The organism is Kamptonema sp. UHCC 0994 (assembly GCF_029167235.1).
Lineage (GTDB): Bacteria > Cyanobacteriota > Cyanobacteriia > Cyanobacteriales > Microcoleaceae > Kamptonema.
This window is the reverse complement of record NZ_JARFTR010000156.1, coordinates 42,650-65,564: the sequence shown is the minus strand read 5'-3', so window position 1 is coordinate 65,564 and position 22,915 is coordinate 42,650. Positions and strand designations below refer to the sequence as shown.

Below are 22,915 nucleotides of genomic sequence, written 5' to 3'. Positions count from 1 at the left end.
ATTTTTAACTTTGTTAGTTTACAGTTAGTTGAGCTAATTCCATAATTTTGTCGAACCGGAAATTATCAACTAAGTCACCAAGCGCTTTGGCAATAGCAGAATTTTCTGCGGGGATTTGCTCAAGGAGCTGATAAATCAAAGAGTCGCTGCCTTGGCAGGCAGCTAGGTATAGCTGTTTCATCCACTCTTTTGGCATTACTTCTAAGGTTTCTAGCTGAAGGATCGTAGCACAATCATCTGCTTCGTTTTCTGAATTTATGTTTCTATCTTCCCGATCGTTTTCGTATAGATATTTCACTCCTAAATATTGACTCATTTTAGCTAATAGCTCTTGTTCTTTAAAAGGTTTACGTACCAGATCGTCGCATCCTGCGGATAAAATCAGTTGTTGCTCTTGTTCAAAGGCGCTGGCAGTTAAAGCAATAATTACTGTTTCCCGACTCTTTGACTTAGCTCTGATCTTTTTGGTAGCTTCATATCCGTCGATGACGGGCATTCTCATGTCCATCAAGATTAGATGAGGCTCCCAACTTTCCCACAAAGCTATGCCTTGTTGACCATTTTCGGCTTCGCGCACTTCAAAGCCTAGAGAACTGACTAACCTTACTAGGAGTAGGCGGTTAGCAGGATTGTCTTCGACAATCAGAATGCGGTATGACGGTTGGTCGGGTGCTAAACCGAGGATTTTTTTATTGATAGGCCGATCTTTCTCAATCTCAATTGTATCAACGGAACTAGCCTGAATGTCAAAGGTAAATTTAGCGCCTTGACCCACCTTGCTGCTAACGGTAAGTTCTCCACCCATCAATTGTACGAATTTTTGACTGATAGGTAAACCTAAGCCTGTACCTTGACCTGATTTCAAACCTGTTGCTGTTTGTCCGAAGGCTTCAAATAATTTATCGAAATCCTCTGGAGCAATACCAGGGCCGGTGTCTTCAACTTCAAACTGAAGGAAGAAGGAAGAAGGAATATTTGTATTTTCTTTATATTCGTTATTACTTTTTTCTCTGTCGGCAATTTTTACTCGCAGGATCGCGTTACCTTTTTCGGTAAATTTTAGCGCATTTCCCAGCAAATTTATTAAAATCTGACGCAGTTTACTTTGATCTGTTTTTACATATTGTGGCACTATTTTTTCCCGCTCAAAAGCAAGGTTCAAAGCCTTAGATTGAGCTTTGAGTTGCAGCATCTCTTCAAGACTATCGAGTAAGTTATAGAGGTCGAATTCACTTTCATGAAGTACCGTCCGCCCCGCTTCTATTTTTGACATTTCTAGAATATCATTAATTAATTCTAGCAAATGTTCGCCGCTGCGGTTGATAATATTCAGATATTCTATGTTTTCCGTTGATAGTAATCGATCGCGGTTCATCAATTGGCTAAAACCAAGAATGGCGTTGAGTGGGGTTCTCAATTCGTGGCTCATATTAGCGAGAAATTCGCTTTTGGCGCTGTTGGCGGCATCGGCAGCTTCCTTGGCTACTTTCAGCTCTGCGGCTTGTTTTTGAGTTTTAGCTAGCAATTCTGCCTGCTGTATGGCAACTCCCAATTGAGCACCAATTTGAACTACCATTTTAATTTCTGCTTCTCCCCATTCGCGAATATCTGAATTTTGATAAGTTGCCAGCAGCCCCCAAAGTTTACTACTACAAAAGATAGGAACGATGATGTAAGCCCGTGCCTGAAATTCCTCTAGGAGGTCGATATAACAGGTATTAAATCCAGCTTTGTAGATGTCGGAAACGGAGCGATAATATGTTTTTTGCAGGTAAAAGCCGCCTTGATTCTCTTGCAGGTAAGTATCTTCTATGGGTTCACCAATAATGCTTAACGTTTTGGTCGCGCAACCGTCTTTTTCTATAGTTGTTTCTGTTAGCTGGCGCTGATTTATTTCTGACTCTAAGAGCACTTTCCAGCCTGATACTACTGACTCAGCGACGAAATTTCCACTCCAGTCCGGGTTGAAACGGTAAACTCCAACGCGATCGCAGTTGATAGCTTGCCGCAGTTCAGAAGTAGCGGCGCTAAAAATCTTCTCAATTTCTAAGGTTTGGCGCATTCGCTGCATCATAAATGCGATCGCTTTCTCTCGTTCTGCTGTCTCCCGCAAGGCTAATTCTGCCCGTTTGCGATCGCGTGACTCCATTGCTAGAGAAGTCATATAAGCTAAATAACTGCTAAAATTCTGTTCTTCAATTGCCCAATTTCTGACCGTTCCTACCTGTTCTAAACAAATTACTCCGACAGTTTGCCCCTTTAAATTAATGGGAGCATCCAACATGGAGGTAATGGACAGAGGAGTTAAATATAACTCGCTAAACTCTTGAGTTCGTGGATGAGTGTGAGCGTCGTTTGCTACAATTACTCGGTCTATTTCTAAACCTTGAAAATAGTTTGGATAGTCAGCAGCAGCAAGTTTTAAGCCTTGGCTGTGCCTGTTGGGAGTAACTTCGTACAAATCCGCGCAGTAAATCTCTGATTTACCCTCGCTATAAAACCATACGCTAGCCCTTTCTATGCTCAGAGTAAGAGCTGCCACTTCGGTAATTGCACTCAAAGCTCCTTGGATATTCCCCTCATAAATACTGGGGCTTTTAGCTAATTTTAGCAATCCATTTTGTTGTTTTCGTAGGCGAATTTCACTTTCTCTCAAAGCTGATTCTGCTGCAATTTTTTCTCTAATTTCTTTCTCTAAAACTGTATTAGTTTCTACTAGCTCTGCTGTCCGTTTTTGCACCCGACTTTCTAATTCCTCATAGGCGTAACTCTTGGTAATTTCTGTATTTTTGAGAGTTGCTTCTGCTTTCTGGCGTTCAGCGATTTCGCGCTCTAATTTTTGGTTGATTTCCTCTAATTGTTCTGGAGTCTTCAGAGCCAAAAATTTGGGCAGCAGCGTTACGATTTGTATCGCCGTGTAACAGGAAACCAAGGCCGTAATCGCTTGCTCAACCATGTTCAACCAGTAAACCGGATACCATAGCGTCCAAATTTCTAGCAAGTGACCTGTGCCAGAGAGAATAAGAAATACTCCGAATAAAATAAATATCCTGAGAAACGGAATATCGCTGTGTTTGTATACGAAATAGATTAATATCGCTGGAATTGAGAAATAGGCGATCGCGATCGACAAATTCGATAAAATGTGGAGCCATACCAGTTGAGGTTGCCACAGGTAGTAGCGATCGTGAGGGATAAACTGACCTGATGAAAAGAACTCCTCGAAGATTGTCAGCATAGGTTTTTTGTTTTAAATATGCCACCTGTCAGTCAATGATAATAGCCAATTATAACCAAAGAGGCTCGAACGGACAAAAACAGACTCTTCCATATATAAAGATTGCGTCCTGTTTCTGAGTGAGAGATTATTCATGAGTTTTGGTTGAGTACAATTCAATGTTCTCAGGACTTACGTATCCTGTACCATTTTCTGTCAAAAGCAAGTGAAACGTTGGCGTAGCCTGTGCCCGTTAGGCTTAGCAATCTCAAACCCTGATGCTGTCATTACAATGCGTAAGTCCTGTGTTCTGCTACCAACTAAGTTAGAAATTAAAAATTAAAACACTTAAGTAGTCGGACATAATTAAACGTAGGGTGGGCGCTCGCCGCAAAAAACCTGTAACTCATAGAAGAAGATGGTTGCGGCGAGCGCCCACCTTACAATTTATAGCGTTTATTTATGTCCACCTACTTATCATTTTTTATGATGGTGGATCATTTTAAATTACACTATGTATTTAAAAGGATGTAAAAGGATGTATTGACGATACTGCTACAGCAGGGTGAAATCTATTAAATTCCATTGGCATGATTTGGATAAGTGATGGCTGTATAAACTAGCAGTAGATCGTAGATAAACCCATCGCCTTTTCTTTCTTTCCCTATTTTACCTTAGTCCAGTTTCAAAACTGTCTACTCTTACTCCTGTCTTTGTGAAGCTCAAACCCTATCCTCAGCGTTTTCCTCCAGAAATCAAAAGTGCGATCGCAGTGTTCGCTTTTACAAACTGTCCTTGCCACCTACTGCTTTTACTTAACAATTTATATTGTATAAGTTAATTAGCCAACAGGCAAATCATAGCCAGAGGAAATATGTCACAACCAATTGCAAAGCAGAAAGATACAGCAGCTTGGATTATTCAATGTTGGGCTTCTTTTATTCTTGCCCTTTCCGCAACTACTTTTGGCATTATTTATTTACCAGTTGATAATTGGGTAAAAGGATTTATGGGGATGGGATTAACTTTCTCCGTTGGCTCTTCTTTTACTCTCGCAAAAACTATTAGAGACAACCACGAAGCTACAAGATTAACTGCTCGTATTGATGAAGCCAGAGTTGAGAAAATTCTCGCCGATCACCATCCTCTTAAATAATATCAATTTACCAATTACCAATTACCAATTACCAATTCCTTAAGCATCTGCGGGATTCAGATTCATCATTTCCCAAGTAGTATAAGTACCAATGGGGCTCCATACTATATAAGGAAGTAGCAGCAAAGCCGCAGGAGTCGAAACTTCCCAGATGCTTAGGACTAATATAATGCTTAAAATCGCACCAGTTCCCCCAATAATAGTACCAACTTTGAGGCTGCGAAATCTACACATTACAGGCGTGTAAGCCATTGTAACTATCTCTAAAAGTAGGTATAAACCCATTCGCAGCCAAGTTGATGAGTTTCCCGGATCTCTTTCCCAGATAATAACTGCTGACCACGCAGCACAAATAAAAATCACAGTCCAGATGATAGGAATTGCTTTTTCAAAAACTAACCATTTGGGTCGTTGTAGGCGGTTGAACCACTGGATGTCACGAGGTCGAATTAAGCTACTAGCTAAGGCTACTAAAAAGGCAATGCCTCCAATTACCATCCATGATTTAATCATTTACTTAACCTTTTTCAAACTATAATAACCATTTGATAAAATGGCTCTCTCTAATTATAAACGCAGATTTAGGGAAGAGTTGCCTCAGTCTATAGAGATAAATTTTAGGTGAAGAAAGGAGACTTCTCTAGGAAAATTGGAAAATATTTCCTAGAGATAACATTTAATTCTTGAAAGAAATGGGCAGCTTAGCCGAGTCGATGATTGTGCTCAAGTTCCATACTAGCTTCCTCTGTGTGCTTAGGTACAAGTAATGTATTACCGTTAGGTTGCAGCACTGCTTTAATGATTTGAACAAAGCGATTAGGTTTAGCTTGACCGTTCAGTTTTCGGCGGTCTTGTACCTTTTTAGCGAGATGTCGCATCACCGATAAATCTAGCTCGTCTACGAAATGGTCGGCAATTCTTTCACCCATCAAATCGATTGCTTCCGAGTATTGTTCGGTCAGCATTTCGATAGCATCATAAGCTTCATCAGCGACCTGATTAGCAATAGTTTTATTTGATTCGGCGGTAGGTTGAGAATGGTTGCGGCGGCGATCTAAAAGATTTTGGTAATCAGCTATACTCATTCCCAAATTGTAAATATGGTGATGAACATGATCGATTAAATCTACTTCGCTGGGATAGTAAAAACCTCGGCTGTTATTGATACCGTGAAGTTTGGCCCAACGCCGTAGGATTGCTTCATCTTCTAACTGGTATCGCTCTAACATTTGAGCTATACTTAGTTCTACTTCTGGCGTAACTTTGAAATCACTCATGGAGAAATCCTCGGTAGTAATCGGTAAATCAAACTGAAAGTTAGGCAGTGCGATCGTTTGAGTATCGCTAGTAAGCTATGGTAAATCTTTTAGGGGCTTTAGAGTATTTGTTACTGCCATTAGCTTACCCTTAATAAGGCTATACTTACTTTAAAGCAAAATGGATTCAAGGGGACATATAGCTGAATGCAGAAGGAGAATGCAATAAAAACAATGGTTTCAGCAATTAAGAGCGTCCTAATCACTTTGTCAGTTGGTATATTTTTCAGACCAGGTTCGATCCTTTAGGAAGAGCTAGCCTACCAGTGTTAATTATACGATATTGCTATCCTTATCCCTATTGTTTGCAGAATTTAGATTGCGATCGCGAGTGTGATTAGGATTACAATCTAGATGTGTGGGCAAATTGGGAGTAAACTAACCCCTAGTTTAAAATTTTGCCCTTGCAATAACGGACACACTTGAGCTAAAATAGGGGAAATTTAGTCTACAGCTAGTAATCTGAGTCATTGCGATCGAGATTGTCTTTATGCCTATCTACGATTATTTTTGTCCCATCAATAACGAACGGGTAGAAGTTTGGCACAGTATGAACCACCAAGTGACGACTTGGGGGGAACTGTGCAAGTTAGCTAAATGCGATCCGGGGGATACTCCAGAAGACGCGACTGTGCGCCGCTTGCTGAGTGCGCCAAGACTGATAATGCCGACATCAAACAATGATTATAAGAGTGCTGGGTTTAGCAAGTATGTGAAGCGGGATGAGGGTGTTTATGAGGATGTGACGGCTGTTGATTCAAAAAGTCGCCTTATTAATCGGGAGGGAAAGCCGATTCAAGGCTAAAAAATTTAAAGGAAGAGGGAAGAAGGGTTGAGTGTAAATATATCCGTAGGGATAAAGCATTAGTGCTTAAAGTTATCGCATATTTATTAATAGGATATAGGCGCGAATGCTTTGCTCATACCAACGGGATTCTCCTTCTAGGATAGAACGAAGAAAATATACACAGCCAGCTTTTAGTTAGGACTTACGCATACTTTTGCTTAAGTCCTGTTTAGCGATCGAATCATAGATAAAAGCAGCGCCCATCCTATTATTTTGTGAGAAATAGCGACAATTTCAATCGGTGCGTTTGCGATCGCGCCTCGCTTTTTGGCGTTGGCGGATTTGCGCTCGAATTACGGCATGATCCAATGGAAATCCTACCACAGGAATTACCTGATCTTGGCGCTCTTTTTCCAATTTCTTAAGTTCAGTGTAATCAACCCAGTGGATGCAATCAACGGGACAAGTATCGATCGCTTCCTGAATCAATTCTTCAGAGTCCCCATCCTGTCGTACTACGCGCGATCGCCCATAGTCCGGCTCAATATAGAATGTATTACGAGCAACGTGGGCGCAATGTTTGCAGCCAATACAGGTAATTTCATCAACATAAACCCCCTTCTGTCGCAGCATACCGCCCAATTCAGGTTCTAAACCCGAACGCTGAGGCGCATCCCGCAAAAATCCGCCCAACTCCGGCTCTAAACCAGAGCGATCGCTCATACTGTCTATTGGTATTGGAGAAAGTTCTGACATTTATCCTGTTCCAAGAAATAATAAGTCCGCCTGCGCGGACTTTAATTAGGCCTCTTACAAAAGTCTCCGAAAACTCGATCGTAGTCAGGAATAAAATTTTTTCTTACTAAACTCAAAAGTAAGAACTAAAGTCCTGACTACCAAATTTTGGCACTTTTGAAACAAGTTTCAACCTGTAAATTTTTAAGCGCACCAACGCTGCACTACCAAGCGGATTGAACCATCTTGATTTTGCTTTTGTTCCGCAACTTGAAAACCTTGCTTCGCACTCTCATTCACAACAGTATGATAAGCGTAGCGCTGAGTCACCTTATTTAAGAAACGGTCTACAGACCAAGCTTGCTGCCAAAACTGCAAATCAGCAACCAATTCGTACTCAGTACCGTTCCAGCTAAATCCAACGTCATAACCGTTTTCTTGTTCGATCGCTATTTCAGCAGTGTTAGTCAGGCCGCGATAGCCTCGTACTTCAGAAGGGCCTGCTTTCCAGTTGATACCGAGATCGGTCAAAGCAGCTTGTAATGAGGTCAGATTGCGGATTTGGGTCTTGATTTGGCTAAAGTGTGACATGGTGATATTCAAGTAATTAAAGAAGTTAACAAAACAATTTACCAATCGCTCAAAGCTACTTTAGCTGTAGCTTCCGCTGACTGATGCAGTTGGGCTGCGAAATATTCAGAGGTTGACTCCTGATTGAGGACTAAGCCAAGCTGGGCTTCGATCGCAGCCGTTACCTCAGCGCAAGATGCACCAACTATGCCAGTGACTTTTTCCTGCACGCGACCATCTGGATAAATCACAAACTCTAGTGTTTCCATAAATCCTGGCTAGTTGCTAGGTAGTTGTGGGAGTAGACACCGGCACCAGTAAGCTAGCGGCGATGCCTGCTGAAGTCGCTTCAATCAGATTGGCTGACTCGCAAACCTTTAGATTAATTGTGACTAATTGAGAGGTTGCGAGTCATAACTTAACAAAAGTTATTAATATCGGGAAGCAGTACGTCAGTTGTCTGTTAAGTTTCGCGTAGTTCGTGGCGTTAGTCAAGTCATACATAAGTCGTGAATTTTGGCAAGATATATTTGGGAGCGATCTGATGGTGGGGGGATAGGGATTCGGAAGGCGATCGGGGGTGAGGTGCGATCGCGCTTACCGACTACTTAGATAAAATCATCCGGTCTAAATACTGATTGTTGAACCTCTCAGGACTGGGATAACTGTGGTGCCCATAAACTGATTAATTCATTTAACAGCATCAGCAATAGAGATACAGACTCATTAAGTTCTGGCGTTTGAAATCCATGAACCAATCGGTTTCTTACATTTTGAAGAAGCATCGCTCGATCGTAATTTTCCATAGAAATTTCTCCTTGCGAATACATCTGCTTAATTAGAGATAAAGGTGGAAATCGTTCAATTGGGATATTAACTTGCTCAGCACGCCGACGGAGGAGTGCTTCAATTATCACCCAAAGGGATAAAAACGCACCTTCAGTTTCTCCTAATGAAATCAGGCGTTCACCCTGCGATTTTATACGAATAATTTGCTCCCAAGATAATAACTTTTCTTCCTTTGCATTATCTTTTAGTAAAGCATCTTCTCCAGTAATCAACAAGAAACGCCAGCCTGTATGTTGAGAAACTATATCGGCAATTTCTATAAATCTTTCTATAGATGTTTTCCTAGTATTAACTTTGAACTCAATTATATAACCATCATTTTCGTTCCTTTTTACCATCAAATCAGGGCGATATGTGCCTAAATCGAAAGGGATGTCTTCAGATTTAGGCTCAACAAATACTGTATATCCTTCTTTTCGGTACTTCTCAGCAATTTTAGACACTAATGTATCTGTATCGTGTATAAATTTAGTGTTCATAGATAATTCTCCAGTGCTTCTGCTTGACGTATTCTAACGTAAACACACTCACTACCCGATATTATGCCATGCAGCAACAATTGCGGACATAAAGCAACATCAAATGTACCAATAAGCGAGCGACGATGGGACTCTACATCTGTGACCAGTAAATCATTCCCCCTAACTCTTAATTATTAAACCACTACTTTCTACTTCATTTTGAGAAGTAATACTCATAGAACTATTCCTCATATATTCACAATTATACCAGTTCCCGTTGTAATTTGTCTAGATGGTTAGGGATGGCGATTCGGGGGTGAGGTGCGATCGCGATGGTAAGTTAATCTACTTTTGCTTAAAATAAACACAAATTATACAACTCTAAAAATGTAGCATTCTGTTGTCTTACATAAAATCACAAGCTCTTCTTCGCAATTAATAATATATTTATAAATAATTAAGAATTGGAGGGCATAGTTAGCCCTAAAATCGGCGCTACCCACAACCATTTACCACCAACTAATCGCTAGTTATCGGTGGACTATCAGCAGAAAAAGACTCAGATTCCTCATCCTCAATAGCCGCCTCAAAACTTTCTATTACAAACGGCAAACCCGCACCTTTCAACCCCCGCTGAATTCGTTCCGGCGTATCTTCAAACAACACAAACAGCGGATGAATCTCCTCAGCTTCCTCACTGTAAATATGCCTATAACTGTGTGACATCACCCACTCATAACCCTTATCCAGCCAAACTTGAGCCTGCCGCCAGCGGCCCAGCAATTCTGAATAATCCTCCTGATAGCGATGGATAAAAATCAAAATTTCTACCCCTGTTTTCACCTTCCACTCAGGATCGCACATCAAAATCGCCACATCACAAGGCAAGCAAATAGCCTGTCCGGGTGCTATGCTGACACCGCTAATCCCTGAATGCGAAACACCATCCCGTAAGCGCACAACTGGCAGTGGAATAGTAATTACACTCTCGTGAGCTCGGCGCATACTCGGAATCATTTCCAGATAAAGCCGATAGCGTTTTAGCAGTGCGATCGCCGCAGTTGATTCACTGTACTCCGCCAGCAAAGCTTCGTAATGTGATTGTTTAATAGGCATCTTCAAATAGTAATTGCTAATTTGTTAACAGTTAACCGTTAACAGTTAACAGTTAACAGTTAACCGTTAACCGTTAACTATTTTCTACATCTTCTGAAACACTGCGAACATCGGCAGATACATAGACAGCAGAATCGAAGCCACAATACCCCCAATCACAACAATCATCAGAGGTTCCATCATACTCGTTAATCCTTTAACCGCTTCTTCCACTTCCGTTTCATAAAAAACACCCACTTTCATCAACATTTTATCTAATTCCCCCGTCTCCTCACCAATTGCCATCATCTGAATTGCCAAGGCCGGGAAAACAGCCTGTTCTTGCAAAGCAATACTAATCATCCCCCCACCCATAATTTGATTCCTTGCATATTCAATCGCATTCGAGATCGCTTGATTTCCGGCCACATCTCTCACAATTTCCAAGGAGTTTAGAATCGGAACTCCCGATCGCGTCAGCGTCCCAAAAATGATGCAAAACCTCGCCACCGCCGATTTTTCCAGCAGATCCCCAAGCACAGGCATTTTTAACATAATTTTATCGATTTGCAGACGACCAACCGGAGTTTTGTAGTACATCTTATAGGCAAAAGAAAGACCAATTAGACTCGCAATTACTGTCACCTGCGGGATCGGAGGCCAAGTCGTACAGAATGAACTGATACTTAGCATCATTAGGGTGAATGCTGGCAAATCTGCACCAATATCTTTAAAAATCTTAGCAAAGGTTGGCAGCAGAAAAATTGTCATCGCGAAAAAAATAACGATTGCTATGAATAACACAGTCTTCGGATAAGACATAGCCGACTTAATTTCACTCTGCGTCTTATGATTTTTCTCCATCAAAACTGCTAAGCGTTCCAGCACTTCATCGAGCACACCGCCTACCTCTCCTGCACCCACCATACTTAGGAAAAGCTGATCGAAAACATCAGGAAATTTTCGCATCGCCGTCGAAAGTTCGCTCCCTTGTTCCACATCTGCACTAATGCTCGTAAGCGCATTCTTTAACTTAGGATTAGAACACTGTTCATTTAACACCGCAAGGCATCTCACCATCGCCACACCTGCGTTGAACATCGCCGCAAACTGACGAGCAAAAATAGCCAAATCCTTAATCGTAACAGTGGACATTGCCAGCTCGATTTTCTGACCGATTGTATTCAAATCAAAACCAGCTTTCGGCTTATCGCGGAGAACATTGGTAGCCATTTCTTACCTCTGAAAATTTTAGATTTTAGATATTAGATATTAGATTTAGGATGGTGAATTTCAGCTTAAATTCCCATCCCAAACCCTACTGAAATTAATGGTGCGCTCCCGCCTTTGCCCCTGCGGGTGCCGGCCCGATCAAGCGTTCGAGCTCGTCTGGTTTACCACTTTTGCTCATCCCCGCTTCCCAGCTAATCTTGCCCGCTTTAAAAAGTTCAGCTAAAGCCATTTCCATCGTCCTCATCCCCAATTTAGCCCCCATTTGGATTTGGGAGTAAATTTGAGCAGTTTTTCCTTCGCGGATCAAGTTAGCCATAGCGGGTGTATTCATCATTATTTCCATCGCGCAGCAACGACCACCACCAAGTTTCGGTACCAAGTTTTGAGATGCAATTCCCACTAGAGAACCAGACATTTGCGCTCGAATTTGTGGCTGTTGAATCGGAGGAAAAACGTCCAGCATCCGGTCTACAGTTGCCGCAGCGGAGTTAGTGTGCAGCGTTCCGAATACTAAGTGACCCGTTTCTGCGGCCGAAATTGCCAAACCAATAGTTTCCAAGTCCCGCATTTCTCCCACCAAAATACAGTCGGGATCTTCCCGCAAAGCAGCCCTCAGTGCATTCGCAAAGCTCTTAGTATCTTCACCCTTTTGCCGCTGGTGAAATAAGCTCTTAATATTAGGAAAAACGTATTCAATCGGGTCTTCAACCGTCAAAATGTGCTCCGATCGCGTCCGATTCACCAAATCCAGCAAAGCCGCCATCGTCGTAGTCTTACCAGAACCAGTTTGGCCAGTCACCAAGACTAAACCCCTTGGCCTTTCCGTCATATCCCGCAACACCTGCGGTACTCCCAGTGCATCTGCGTTAGGAATCTTGGAAGCCAAGGCCCGCAAGCAAGCAGCCCAGCAACCCCGCTCCCGGTAAACATTCACCCGGAAACGGGCCAATCCCTTCACCCCATAAGCGCAGTCTAACTCCCACTCCATCTCCAAGTGCTTGCGCTGCATATTGTTGAGCATCTGGAAGATCAGCGTTTGGACTTCCTCAGCAGCTAAAATTTCCCCAAATTGAGGCTGAGGGGTAAGTTTCCCGCTGACGCGGAAGAAGATCGGTGCGCCAGCTTGGATGTGAATGTCCGAACCGCCTTGCTCTACAAGGGACTCCAATACGTCCTCAATCATCAAACCCATAGATACGTCTCCCGAATCAGATTGATACTTACAGACCAATGTAACTCATATTCTTAGTTGGGCGGAGCTTTGCTAATAGCTAATTGTTAATAGCTAATTGCTAACTGTTTGTAACGCCGCCGTCTCGGCGGTAAAGTCACCGCCCAGAGGGCGGCGTTACGTAAGCTATAATGCCTAATTAATCTACAAAGCGTGGTGTCAAGCAGTAGGGACAATCTAACATTTCCGGCTTTAATTCAGCTCGGCAAGTTTTACAGGTGAGCCCCTGCTTGCGTTTAGCTTTCAATTCAGCCTCCAAACCAGTATCAGTAAACGTTACTCGTTCTACTTCTTCAAAAGTTGTCGCACCTTCACGCACTAATTGTAAACTGTAAGCCAGCAAGGTTTTCATCCCTTCTTCTACCGCTGCTTCCTTAATTTGTTCTGTCGGAGCACCTTGGGTAATTAGGGTTTGCAGTCGCTCTGTAACTTTCAGAAATTCATAGACACCAACCCGCCCTTTGTAACCTCCACCGCCACATTTTTTGCACAATTCTCCCCTTTCTGACAGAGCTTTCCTGTCATCTGAAGGTACTATGTTGGCTTTGTAGAAAGTGATATCTACTTCTTGAGAAGTTGACAAGCCGTAGCGACCGAGTTCTTCAGGAGCAGGGGTGTAGGGAAGACGACAATCGCTACAAACCCGCCGCATTAGCCGCTGAGCTAGTACACCCAAAAGTGCCGCCGATACCATGAAGGGTTCCACGCCCATTTCGTCCAAACGCGCGATCGCACCCGCCGCATCATTCGTGTGTAAAGTTGTTAACACTAAGTGACCCGTCAATGCCGCTTCCAGCGCCGTCTTTGCCGTTTCTTTATCCCGCGTTTCCCCCACCAGCAACACATCTGGATCTTGCCTTAAGAATGCCCGCAAAATGTTAGAAAAAGTCAAGTCTTTTTCGCGAATCACCTGACACTGAGTCAGCCCAGGCAAAGCATACTCAATTGGGTCTTCCGCCGTACTAATATTAATTCCCGGATCGTTCTTTTCTGCCAGAATTGAATACAGAGAAGTTGACTTACCCGAACCCGTCGGCCCCGTCACCAAAATCAATCCAAAAGGCCGACTCGCAGTTTCTCGAACCAAAGCCAGAGTTTCTTGGTCAGAAATTAACAAACCTAAACCTAATTGCGTGCTGGAACTATCCAAAATCCGCAGCACAATTTTCTCACCATAGCGGGAGGGCAAACTATTAACCCGGAAGTCTACTGTCCGCCCTTCAAACCGCCTTCTAATCCGTCCATCTTGAGCTTGCCTACGTTCGGCAATATCCATATTAGAAAGAATTTTGAAACGGGAAGTAATTGCGGGTACTACCTGCTTTGGAAAGCGAAAATATTCTTGCAGCACTCCATCTTTCCGCATCCGAATTCGCAGATGTTCTTCTTGGGGCTCTACGTGGATATCAGAAACTTTTTCTGACAAAGCTTTAGCCAAAATGACGTTAACAGCTTTAATCACGGGAGCTGCTTCAGCATCATCTATGGAAACAGCAATGTCCTCTACATCGCCGCTGATTTCTTCGAGTTCGACCTCAAAGTTGTCACCCCCAAACTGTAGCTTTTCTTCCTTCTCCTTAGCCGCCTTTACCGCTGCTTTCTTCGCGTCATCCTCTCGGTAGGCAGAAACGATCTCGTCAAAGTCATCTTTGGTAATTACCCGCCGTACAAAGCTCAATCCATGAGGCTGCAAAATCCGGCGTAAATCTTCTTGAGAGTTAAGGTTATCGGGATCTGCCATTGCCACTACAATTGATGGCGGCTCAGTTTCGGTCTTCTGTACAGGCAAAAACCGCCCTTGAGTGCAAGTGTCGATCGATATTTTTAACAAATCGAGGATGCCACCAAGTTGCTCAGTAGAAATCGGAGTTAACTCCGGGTCAAATGCTTCAACACCATACACCAGCTTGAGTTCAAACATCTGCTGCTTCTTGTAATGGCGCAGCAATTCTGGGGGTAGAGGTTGGCCGGTGATCGCTTCGAGTACCTCTGTCAAGCGCTTACCTGACTTGCGGCATTCAATTTGGGCTTGTTTGAGCTGGTCAGTATTGACATAACCAGCCTGAATCATTTTGTTGAGAGCCGGAGAGAAATTGCTCTGGACAACTAGGGAGGTGGAGGGTCGCCGCTCGAATGTGTTAGTCATAAGTTAATTCCGTAGATCTCCTTAATTTTTCCTACAGCTAACGTCAGCGATCGCGACCCTGAAGCCCCAATCCGCTGCAATTTTAGAGAAACCTGCCAAATTCATAAGCTTTTGAACAAAACTCAGGTCTGGAGGCTGAGCCTGCGGAGAGCCGGAATAGCTTTCCTTGATTTAATTAAAATATTAGCAGCCCCATTCAAGTCTACGTTAACGCAATTTCCCTCTTGAGTTCTTTACAATCCAGGCTTAACCAGATTTCAGAAGAATTTGTATTCTTGGCAGTTATCCGCGTTGTAGAGGCAATTGGCTTCCGTTTTGCAGAATATCCATAATACTCTGTGCAAACCTGTTATGCAGGGTTTTGATATATATTTTAATTAATATTGTGCACTCCGGCTAACTGCCAGGGCAGAATGCAGGCTTTCGCGCCGCACAGTGAATTTTTACTCGATTCCATTTTTTTATTGGCAATTAACAAGGGAGGGCGCGGCTCTTCCCACTGCTAGAATTGTGTGGGTTGTGTCGCACAGAAATTTATGATTGACGAGGAAAACCAGCAATACCACGATCCCAACTCAGCAGCAACTGCTCCAGAAGGGGTGCAAGCGGTAGACGAAACGCCGCCAGCAGACGGAAATTTGAACGAACCGCTCGACTGGGAGCTTCAAATTGCTCAAGCATATCAGAGTTCAGAGGCCTCACAACCGGCAGGAAACGCACCATCCACGTCAGGGCAGGGCAATTTCGCCGATCCAGGGCTAGCTGAGGCTCTGGAGTTTTTGAAGGAGGAATTGGCAAGCGCAACTAAGGAAAATGAGTCATTAAGAGCTCAGACACAAGCAAGTTCCGCTCAGGTAGACGATCTGAAAAATCAAAATCTCCGGCTGGCCGCAGATTTTGAGAACTTCCGCAGGCGCACTGCTAAGGAAAAGGAAGAGTTGGATTTGCAAGTGAAGTGTGCCACAATCATGGAATTGTTGCCAGTAATCGACAATTTCGAGCGGGCTAGATCCCATATTAAGCCCCAAACTGACGGCGAGATGGGGATACACAAAAGCTACCAAAGCGTTTATAAGCAAATGGTAGACTGCCTCAAACGGGTGGGAGTTTCCCCGATGCGCCCTGAAGGTCAGCCCTTTGACCCCAATCTCCACGAAGCGGTAATGCGAGAACCTACCGACCAGTATGAGGAGGGGACTGTGGCAGAGGAACTGGTGCGGGGCTATATGCTCGGCGAGCGTGTCCTGCGCCATGCAATGGTGAAAGTGGCAGCAGCTCCCGAACCCGCCTCTGAAGAAGTTGAGCCACAATAACAAAAAAGTATCGGAAAATAACTCCGACCCAAGTTAAAAATTAAAAATGTAAAGTTAAAAATTAAAAATATCTTTTCCTTTAATTTTTAATTTTACATTTTTAATTCTCTCAAGGAGCGCTATGGGAAAAGTAATTGGCATTGACCTGGGTACGACCAACAGTTGCGTAGCGGTTTTAGAGGGGGGGCAGCCCGTCGTGATCTCAAACTCAGAGGGCGGGCGCACAACTCCGAGCATTTTAGGATTTGGCAAAGGTGGCGATCGCTTAGTTGGGCAACTCGCCAAACGCCAAGCTGTCACCAATGCCGCCAATACCGTCTACAGCATCAAGCGATTCATCGGCCGTCGCTGGGAAGACACCGAAGAAGAACGCTCCCGCGTTCCCTACACCTGCATCAACGGCAAAGATAATACCGTTGATGTCCAAATTCGCGGCAAAAATTACACGCCCCAAGAAATTTCGGCAATGGTACTCCTGAAGCTCAAGCAAGATGCTGAAACTTACTTGGGAGAAACCGTTACTCAAGCTGTAATTACAGTCCCAGCCTACTTTACAGACGCTCAGCGGCAAGCAACAAAAGATGCCGGCACGATCGCGGGCTTAGAAGTCTTGCGGATCGTCAACGAACCCACAGCCGCCGCCCTTTCCTACGGGTTGGACAAGCAAGACCAAGATCAAAAAATCTTGGTCTTTGACTTGGGGGGTGGTACCTTTGACGTTTCCATCCTCCAACTAGGAGACGGGATTTTTGAAGTCAATGCCACCGCTGGCAATAACCATCTGGGCGGCGACGACTTCGACAACTGCCTAGTACAGTGGATGGTAGAAACCTTCCGTACTAGAGAAGGCACTGACCTCTCAAAAGACAAAATGGCCTTGCAGCGTCTCCGGGAAGCGGCTGAAAAAGCCAAAATTGAACTCTCCGGTAGAGATACTACCGCCATCAACTTACCCTTCATCACCGCTGACGAAAAGGGGCCCAAGCACTTAGAGATGGAACTATCTCGCAGTCAATTTGAAAAATTGGTGGCACATCTGATTCAGAGCACGATCGATCCGGTGACTCAAGCTCTCAAAGACGCAAATTTGACACCGAAAGATATTGACAAAATTATTTTAGTCGGGGGGTCAACCCGCACGCCAGCAGTCCAAGAAGCAATTAGCAAATATTTCGGCGGTGTCGCACCCGATCGCTCCGTTAATCCAGACGAAGCAGTAGCCTTGGGAGCCGCAATTCAAGCAGGTGTCTTAGGTGGTGAAGTCAAAGATTTACTACTGCTGGATATCACGCCTCTATCCCTCGGTTTGGAAACATTAGGCGGCGTATTCACCAAAGTCATCGAGCGCAACACCACTATCCCTACCAGTCGCTCCCAGATGTACTCAACGGCTGCTGATGGTCAAACTTCAGTAGAAATTCACGTCCTCCAAGGCGAACGCGCCTTGATTAAAGATAATAAAAGTCTGGGTAAATTCCTGCTCAAGGGAATACCCCCCGCCCCTCGCGGCGTACCTCAAATCGAGGTTGCCTTTGAAATTGATGCCAACGGTATCCTCAAAGTCTCAGCTCAAGATAAAGGCACCGGCAGAGAACAAAGCATCCAAATTACCAACACCGGCGGCTTGAGTGAAACAGAAGTCGAGCGGATGCGCCAAGAGGCAGAACTGTTTGCCGAAGAAGACATCAAACGCAAAGAACTCGTCGAACTCAAAAATCAAGCCGATACGCTGTTCTATAATTATGAAGCAAGCTTAAAAGCTAATTCAAAATTCATCGGCGACGAGCTTAAGGACGAAGCCCGCACAGCAGCCTCAGCTCTGCGCGAAGCGATCGCCACTCCTGACATCCCCTACGAGGAAATGAAGCAACAGATTGAATCCTTCCAGCAAGTGCTTTATTCCCTTGGCTCTGCCGTTTACGAGCAAGTCGGCAGTGAGTCTAACAATTCCGTTGCTGAGGATGAAAGTCCACAGATGGTAGACTCAGACGACGCTGCTACTACTGATAGTTTCTCCTCCCAAGAGGCGATCGCAGTAGCTCCAAGTAAACAGCCAGCAGCTCCCGAAGTTGATGAAATGAATCCCTTTGCGATTGATTCCACAACTTCCTAGCAACGCAGGGTTTGGGGAGTTTGAATTTTTGAGTTTTAAGTTAGAAGACTTAGGGGAGTTTTGAGTTGTGAGTCAAAGCAGTTGTGAGTCAAGGCAGTTGTGAGTCAAAGCAGTTGTGAGTTTTAAGAGTTAGGAAATTCTCCCTCGCTCCTCCGCTCCCTCGCTCCCCCGCTCCTCCGCTCCCTCGCTCCCCTGCCCCCCGCTCCCTCGCTCCCCTGCCCCCTGCCCCTCTGTTTTTTGCACACTATTATTTACTTCAGGCAAGTAGCTATATGGCCGGCGACTACTATGAAATACTCGGTGTTTCTCGCGATGCAGATAAAGAAGAAATTAAGCGTGCCTACCGCCGCCTAGCTCGCAAGTATCACCCCGATGTCAACAACGAAGCAGGCGCAGAAGAGCGCTTCAAAGAGATCAACCGCGCCTACGAGGTTCTCTCAGAGCCAGAAACGCGGGAGCGCTACAATCGCTTTGGCGAAGCAGGCGTTTCCGGTGCAGGAGCAGGCGGCTTTAGTCAAGACTTCGGGGATAGCTTCGCTGATATTTTTGAAAGCTTCTTCAGCGGTTTTGCTGGCGGTGCGGCCACTCAACAAGGTCGTCGCCGTACAGGGCCCGTGCGTGGCGATGATTTACGGCTTGACTTGAAGCTAGAGTTCCAAGAAGCAGTATTTGGAGGAGACAAAGAACTCCGTATTAAACATTTAGAAACCTGCGAAACTTGCAGCGGAACGGGGGCAAAACCAGGAACTAGACCCCAAACCTGCCAAACTTGCACCGGTACGGGTCAAGTTCGCCGTGCTACCCGCACTCCTTTCGGTAGTTTTACTCAAGTTTCAGTTTGTCCAACTTGCAACGGCAGTGGACAGGTTATAGAGGACAAGTGCGAAACCTGTGGTGGCAGAGGTCAAAAGGAAGTTACAAAAAAACTGAAAATTACTGTCCCCGCAGGAGTTGATAACGGTACTCGCTTGCGGGTATCGAATGAAGGGGATGCTGGGAAAATGGGCGGCCCCCCAGGGGATTTGTACGTATTTTTGTCGGTGGATGAAGACCCCGTATTTAGGCGAGAGGGCATCAACATTCACTCGGAAGTTAAAATCAGTTATCTGCAAGCAATTTTGGGCTGTCGCTTGGAGGTCGATACGGTAGATGGGCCGACGGAGTTGTTGATTCCGACGGGAACTCAGCCGAATACAGTTCTGACTTTAGATAAAAAAGGCGTTCCTCGGTTGGGAAACCCAGTTAGTCGTGGGGATCATTTGATTACGGTATCTATTGATATTCCTACCCGTGTCACAACGGAGGAACGGGATCTGTTGGTGCAATTGGCTAAACTGAAAGGCGATCGCACGGGAAAAGGCGGGATTGAAGGGTTTTTAGGGAATTTATTTCAGAAATGAGCGAGAGTGCAACTTCGATGCCAAGTTTCCAGATGGATCTACGGGGGACTCCCTGTCCGATTAATTTTGTGCGGACTAAACTCCGTTTGGAGCAAATGTCCCCTGGGGAAGTTTTGGAAGTTTGGCTAGATCCCGGCGAACCGATTGAGCAAGTACCAGATAGTCTGACAATGGAAGGCTATCAGATTCTAGATACCCAGTTTGTTAGTGCTGAGGATCGAAACTATTTTGCTCTGAAAGTGCAGCGTCCTCTTGTGAAGGAAGAAGGATGAATAAAATTAGTTAGTAAGGATGAAATGATGAGTTTTAAGCTGAGGGAAGAAGGAAGAAATCAGAAGGAAGAAGGATGAGTGTTAATTCGTCCTTACTTGTGGGTACTGTATTGGCTGTTCAGGCTAATTTTTACCAAGTACGGTTAGATCCCGAACTGGTAAATGCTGACAAGATAGATGCAGTCTCAGGTTATAGCTGTGAAAGTTCAGGTGAAGAATTTAATCCCAAACCTAACACTTTTCCTCTTCTACTTCTTTGTACCCGCAGATCGCGACTAAAAAAAATCGGTCAGCAGGTGATGGTTGGCGATCGCGTGGTAGTTGAAGAACCAGACTGGGCGGGGGGACGCGGCGCGATCGCAGAAGTATTTTCTCGTCAAACTGAACTCAATCGCCCTCCTATTGCCAATGCCGATCAAATTCTTCTAGTTTTTGCCTTGGTGGAACCCGATTTAGAACCTATAGCATTAAGTCGGTTTTTAGTCAAGGCCGAATCTACAGGTTTAGAGGTTTCTTTGTGTTTGAATAAATGCGATTTAGTAACGCCACAACAACAGCAACAGTGGCGCGATCGCCTCTCTGATTGGGGCTACGAACCCACCTTTATCAGCGTCCACACAGGTGCAGGATTGGCACTGGAGGAAGACTGGAAGAATGGGAGACTGGGAGAATGGGAGACTGGGTTCGATTTATCTCCCTCATCTTCCCAGCCCCCCCGCTCCCCAGCTCCCCCGCCCCCCAGCTCCCCCGCTCCCCCGCTTCCCACCTCCCCCTCTCTATACAGCCAACTAAGGGGTAAGATTACAGTTATTTCCGGGCCTTCGGGCGTGGGTAAATCCAGTTTGATTAACCTCTTGATCCCTAACCTCAATCTGCGAGTAGGAGCTGTTTCTGGGAAACTAGGTAGGGGAAGGCACACCACTCGCCATGTAGAACTATTTGAACTACCGGGAGGGGGACTGTTAGCAGATACCCCTGGTTTTAATCAACCAACTCTGGAGTGTGAACCACAGGAGTTAGCTCAATATTTCCCAGAAATAAAACAGCGGTTGGCTAAGGGTAGTTGCCAGTTTAGCGATTGTTCGCACCGAGATGAACCTAATTGCGTTGTGCGAGGTGATTGGGAGCGTTATCAGCATTATCTAGATTTTTTGGGAGAAGCAAGCGTGCGATCGCACGCTTTGCAGCAATTAGGCGATGCTGAATCCAGCTTTAAGTTGAAAAGCAAGTCGGATGGTAAGCAAAAGTACGAACCCAAGCTGGAATCTAAAAAATACCGCCGCCTGAACCGCAGATTTGAACACCAAACACTACAGCAAAATATGTCTCAAGATCATGATGAATATTAAGCGATCGGAGCTGGCAAATACTAATTGCTAATTGCTAATTGCTGATGGCTAATTGCTAATATAACGGATTGTAATATCGAAAAACCTATGCTCGGAAACTAGCAAGTAAGGTTTTGTAACACCAGTAGAAGTAATAATGCCACTATGACTCTCACCAAGTCAGTGTAGGTAGTTCACTAAGTTATGGAGGAGCGAAAACACCGTGAATATTCAAGAAATCATTGCAAAGGGCGGCCCCGCCATGTACCCTCTGCTGGTTTTATCCATCCTCTCTGTCAGTACAATTATCGAGCGTCTATGGTTCTGGGCCAACCTCATCAGCAAGGAAAAGCAGATAGTCAACCGAGTCCTCGAAGCTGCACGTCGCGATTGGGCGGCGGCTAATGAGATTGCTAAACAAGCACACCAGCAACCTATTGGGAGATTTCTCTATGCCCCTCTGCGACTCTACAATCCAGAACCAGAAGTTTTTCGACTGGGACTAGAAGCCGCCGCCGATGAAGAATTAGCTTCTATGCGGCGCGGTGACAAAATATTAGAAGCTGTGATTGCTCTAGCACCTTTATTAGGACTATTGGGAACAGTTTTAGGCTTGATTAACTCCCTGAGTACAATTCGCCTTGGTGATATTGGTACTTCTGCCACCGCTGGAGTGACTTTGGGGATTAGCGAAGCCCTAATCTCTACGGCTACGGGAATGGTTGTGGCGATTATCAGCTTGACTTTCTACCGCATTTTTCAAGCTTTTTTATTCAATCAAGTAAAAGTGTTTCGCAAGGCTGGGAATGAATTGGAGTTGTTATATCGCCAATACTGGTCTCAAGCTAGCAGTAATCGTTATCCCGGTTCAGAAAATAGCAATTCCTCTTTTGCTAAGGAAGGTTATCCGAAACATTCACTTAATGCTCAAGAAAGTATAGAGCATCAGAAAGAACCAAAACCTACCAGTGGTTCTGACTCCGTTGAAGATTCAAATTTTAACAATTAATAGCTAACTAACCATGAAGATTCATTTGGATACTCCTGCGGAAGAGACTCGAATTGAACTCGTTCCTTTAATTGATGTCATTTTTTGCATTCTGACATTTTTTTTGCTGGCGGCTTTACAACTAACTCGTCAGCAGGCGATTAATGTAGATTTGCCCAAGGCTCGTACAGGACAGTCGCAGATGCGAGACATGATGATCGTTAGCATTGATGATTTTGGTCAAACTTATATCGATCAAATACCGATGAATGAGAATCAACTCGATCGCGTTTTACAAGATTACCGTAAACAAAATCCTAACGGGTTAATGGTGTTGTACGCTCCGAAGGATGCGAAGTATGCTCGTGTGGTGGAGGTGTTGGATCGCCTGCGAGAGGTGGGAGGCGATCGCGTGGCCTTGGCTACTCTACCCAGTTCCTCCTCTTCACCTTCTCCAAGTCCTTCTTTTCCCTTCAATCCTAACCAACAGTATCAGTTACCTTCTACCAATCCGGGACAGCAACCGCTCCAAAACCAGTTTCAATCTGCCCCAGTTACGCCGAACCAGCAGCCAAGTGGTATTAATCTCAATCCGAGTGCTCCTGGGGCTAGTCCTGTACCGACTGTCCCCACTCCGGGAACTACTGTTCCTCAACAGTCCCCACCATCTAAAAGCCAATAACTACGATCGGTAAATTCTCCTGC

20 protein-coding genes are annotated in these 22,915 nt (G+C 44.7%); 9 read left to right on the top strand and 11 right to left on the bottom strand.

Translation table 11 applies throughout. From position 1 onward, the window contains the following. Positions 1-13 precede the first annotated feature (13 nt). The gene (locus PY364_RS14615; protein ID WP_275523549.1) at positions 14-3,238 is read right to left on the bottom strand and encodes a GAF domain-containing protein; all 3,225 of its coding nucleotides are present in this window, start codon (positions 3,236-3,238) and stop codon (positions 14-16) included. Positions 3,239-4,091: 853 nt separating this feature from the next. Between PY364_RS14615 and PY364_RS14610 the strand changes: the two genes are divergently transcribed. Next, positions 4,092-4,373 carry a YiaA/YiaB family inner membrane protein gene (locus tag PY364_RS14610; RefSeq protein WP_275523546.1) on the top strand — a complete coding sequence of 94 codons (282 nt, stop codon included), beginning with the start codon at positions 4,092-4,094 and terminating at the stop codon, positions 4,371-4,373. Positions 4,374-4,412: 39 nt separating this feature from the next. On the opposite strand, the gene PY364_RS14605 is transcribed toward PY364_RS14610, so the two are convergent. Together PY364_RS14605 and PY364_RS14600 are read right to left on the bottom strand one after the other, a co-directional pair. Beyond that, positions 4,413-4,886 carry a TspO/MBR family protein gene (locus tag PY364_RS14605; RefSeq protein WP_275523544.1) on the bottom strand — a complete coding sequence of 158 codons (474 nt, stop codon included), beginning with the start codon at positions 4,884-4,886 and terminating at the stop codon, positions 4,413-4,415. Positions 4,887-5,074: 188 nt separating this feature from the next. Beyond that, positions 5,075-5,650: a hypothetical protein gene (locus PY364_RS14600; RefSeq protein WP_275523542.1), complete on the bottom strand. Its 576-nt coding sequence runs from the start codon at positions 5,648-5,650 to the stop codon at positions 5,075-5,077. Between the two features lie 529 nt (positions 5,651-6,179). Here PY364_RS14600 and PY364_RS14595 point away from each other — a divergent pair. Further along, entirely contained in the window at positions 6,180-6,494 is a 315-nt protein-coding gene (locus PY364_RS14595) for a zinc ribbon domain-containing protein (RefSeq protein ID WP_275523541.1), read from the top strand. Between the two features lie 276 nt (positions 6,495-6,770). On the opposite strand, the gene PY364_RS14590 is transcribed toward PY364_RS14595, so the two are convergent. The 8 genes from PY364_RS14590 to PY364_RS14555 form a co-directional block, all read right to left on the bottom strand. After that, positions 6,771-7,232 carry a ferredoxin gene (locus PY364_RS14590; protein ID WP_275523539.1) on the bottom strand — a complete coding sequence of 154 codons (462 nt, stop codon included), beginning with the start codon at positions 7,230-7,232 and terminating at the stop codon, positions 6,771-6,773. A gap of 183 nt (positions 7,233-7,415) precedes the next feature. Beyond that, a complete protein-coding gene (locus PY364_RS14585) occupies positions 7,416-7,802 on the bottom strand; it encodes a DUF1257 domain-containing protein (protein WP_272031939.1) in 387 nt (128 codons plus the stop codon). A 38-nt stretch (positions 7,803-7,840) separates the two neighbouring features. Further along, positions 7,841-8,050: a DUF2997 domain-containing protein gene (locus PY364_RS14580; protein ID WP_275523537.1), complete on the bottom strand. Its 210-nt coding sequence runs from the start codon at positions 8,048-8,050 to the stop codon at positions 7,841-7,843. 381 nt (positions 8,051-8,431) lie between these two features. Next, positions 8,432-9,109 carry a hypothetical protein gene (locus PY364_RS14575; protein ID WP_275523536.1) on the bottom strand — a complete coding sequence of 226 codons (678 nt, stop codon included), beginning with the start codon at positions 9,107-9,109 and terminating at the stop codon, positions 8,432-8,434. 501 nt (positions 9,110-9,610) lie between these two features. After that, positions 9,611-10,207 carry a hypothetical protein gene (locus PY364_RS14570; protein ID WP_275523534.1) on the bottom strand — a complete coding sequence of 199 codons (597 nt, stop codon included), beginning with the start codon at positions 10,205-10,207 and terminating at the stop codon, positions 9,611-9,613. 84 nt (positions 10,208-10,291) lie between these two features. Next, positions 10,292-11,419 carry a type II secretion system F family protein gene (locus tag PY364_RS14565; RefSeq protein ID WP_275523533.1) on the bottom strand — a complete coding sequence of 376 codons (1,128 nt, stop codon included), beginning with the start codon at positions 11,417-11,419 and terminating at the stop codon, positions 10,292-10,294. A 94-nt stretch (positions 11,420-11,513) separates the two neighbouring features. Next, positions 11,514-12,611, bottom strand: coding sequence for a type IV pilus twitching motility protein PilT (locus tag PY364_RS14560; RefSeq protein ID WP_272031944.1), 1,098 nt, complete (start codon positions 12,609-12,611; stop codon positions 11,514-11,516). Positions 12,612-12,789: 178 nt separating this feature from the next. Then, on the bottom strand, positions 12,790-14,796 hold the full coding sequence (locus PY364_RS14555) for a GspE/PulE family protein (protein WP_275523531.1): 2,007 nt from the start codon (positions 14,794-14,796) through the stop codon (positions 12,790-12,792). A 536-nt stretch (positions 14,797-15,332) separates the two neighbouring features. Between PY364_RS14555 and grpE the strand changes: the two genes are divergently transcribed. The 7 genes from grpE to PY364_RS14520 all read left to right on the top strand — a co-directional run bounded on the left by grpE (position 15,333) and on the right by PY364_RS14520 (position 22,892). Next, positions 15,333-16,109, top strand: a complete 777-nt coding sequence (grpE, locus tag PY364_RS14550) for a nucleotide exchange factor GrpE (RefSeq protein ID WP_275523529.1) — start codon at positions 15,333-15,335, stop codon at positions 16,107-16,109. A gap of 121 nt (positions 16,110-16,230) precedes the next feature. Beyond that, positions 16,231-18,222 (top strand): molecular chaperone DnaK, encoded by a 1,992-nt coding sequence (gene dnaK / locus PY364_RS14545; RefSeq protein WP_275523527.1) that lies wholly within the window; start codon positions 16,231-16,233, stop codon positions 18,220-18,222. 272 nt (positions 18,223-18,494) lie between these two features. Beyond that, positions 18,495-19,622 (top strand): molecular chaperone DnaJ, encoded by a 1,128-nt coding sequence (gene dnaJ, locus PY364_RS14540; RefSeq protein ID WP_275523525.1) that lies wholly within the window; start codon positions 18,495-18,497, stop codon positions 19,620-19,622. Continuing rightward, complete coding sequence (locus PY364_RS14535; RefSeq protein WP_275523523.1) at positions 19,619-19,894, top strand: sulfurtransferase TusA family protein; 276 nt, start codon at positions 19,619-19,621, stop codon at positions 19,892-19,894. Before dnaJ ends, PY364_RS14535 begins: the two co-directional genes overlap by 4 nt. A gap of 74 nt (positions 19,895-19,968) precedes the next feature. Further along, entirely contained in the window at positions 19,969-21,243 is a 1,275-nt protein-coding gene (gene rsgA / locus PY364_RS14530) for a ribosome small subunit-dependent GTPase A (protein ID WP_275523521.1), read from the top strand. 202 nt (positions 21,244-21,445) lie between these two features. Continuing rightward, positions 21,446-22,231, top strand: coding sequence for a MotA/TolQ/ExbB proton channel family protein (locus PY364_RS14525; protein WP_275523519.1), 786 nt, complete (start codon positions 21,446-21,448; stop codon positions 22,229-22,231). Between the two features lie 13 nt (positions 22,232-22,244). Then, positions 22,245-22,892, top strand: coding sequence for a biopolymer transporter ExbD (locus PY364_RS14520; RefSeq protein ID WP_275523517.1), 648 nt, complete (start codon positions 22,245-22,247; stop codon positions 22,890-22,892). Positions 22,893-22,915 lie beyond the last annotated feature (23 nt).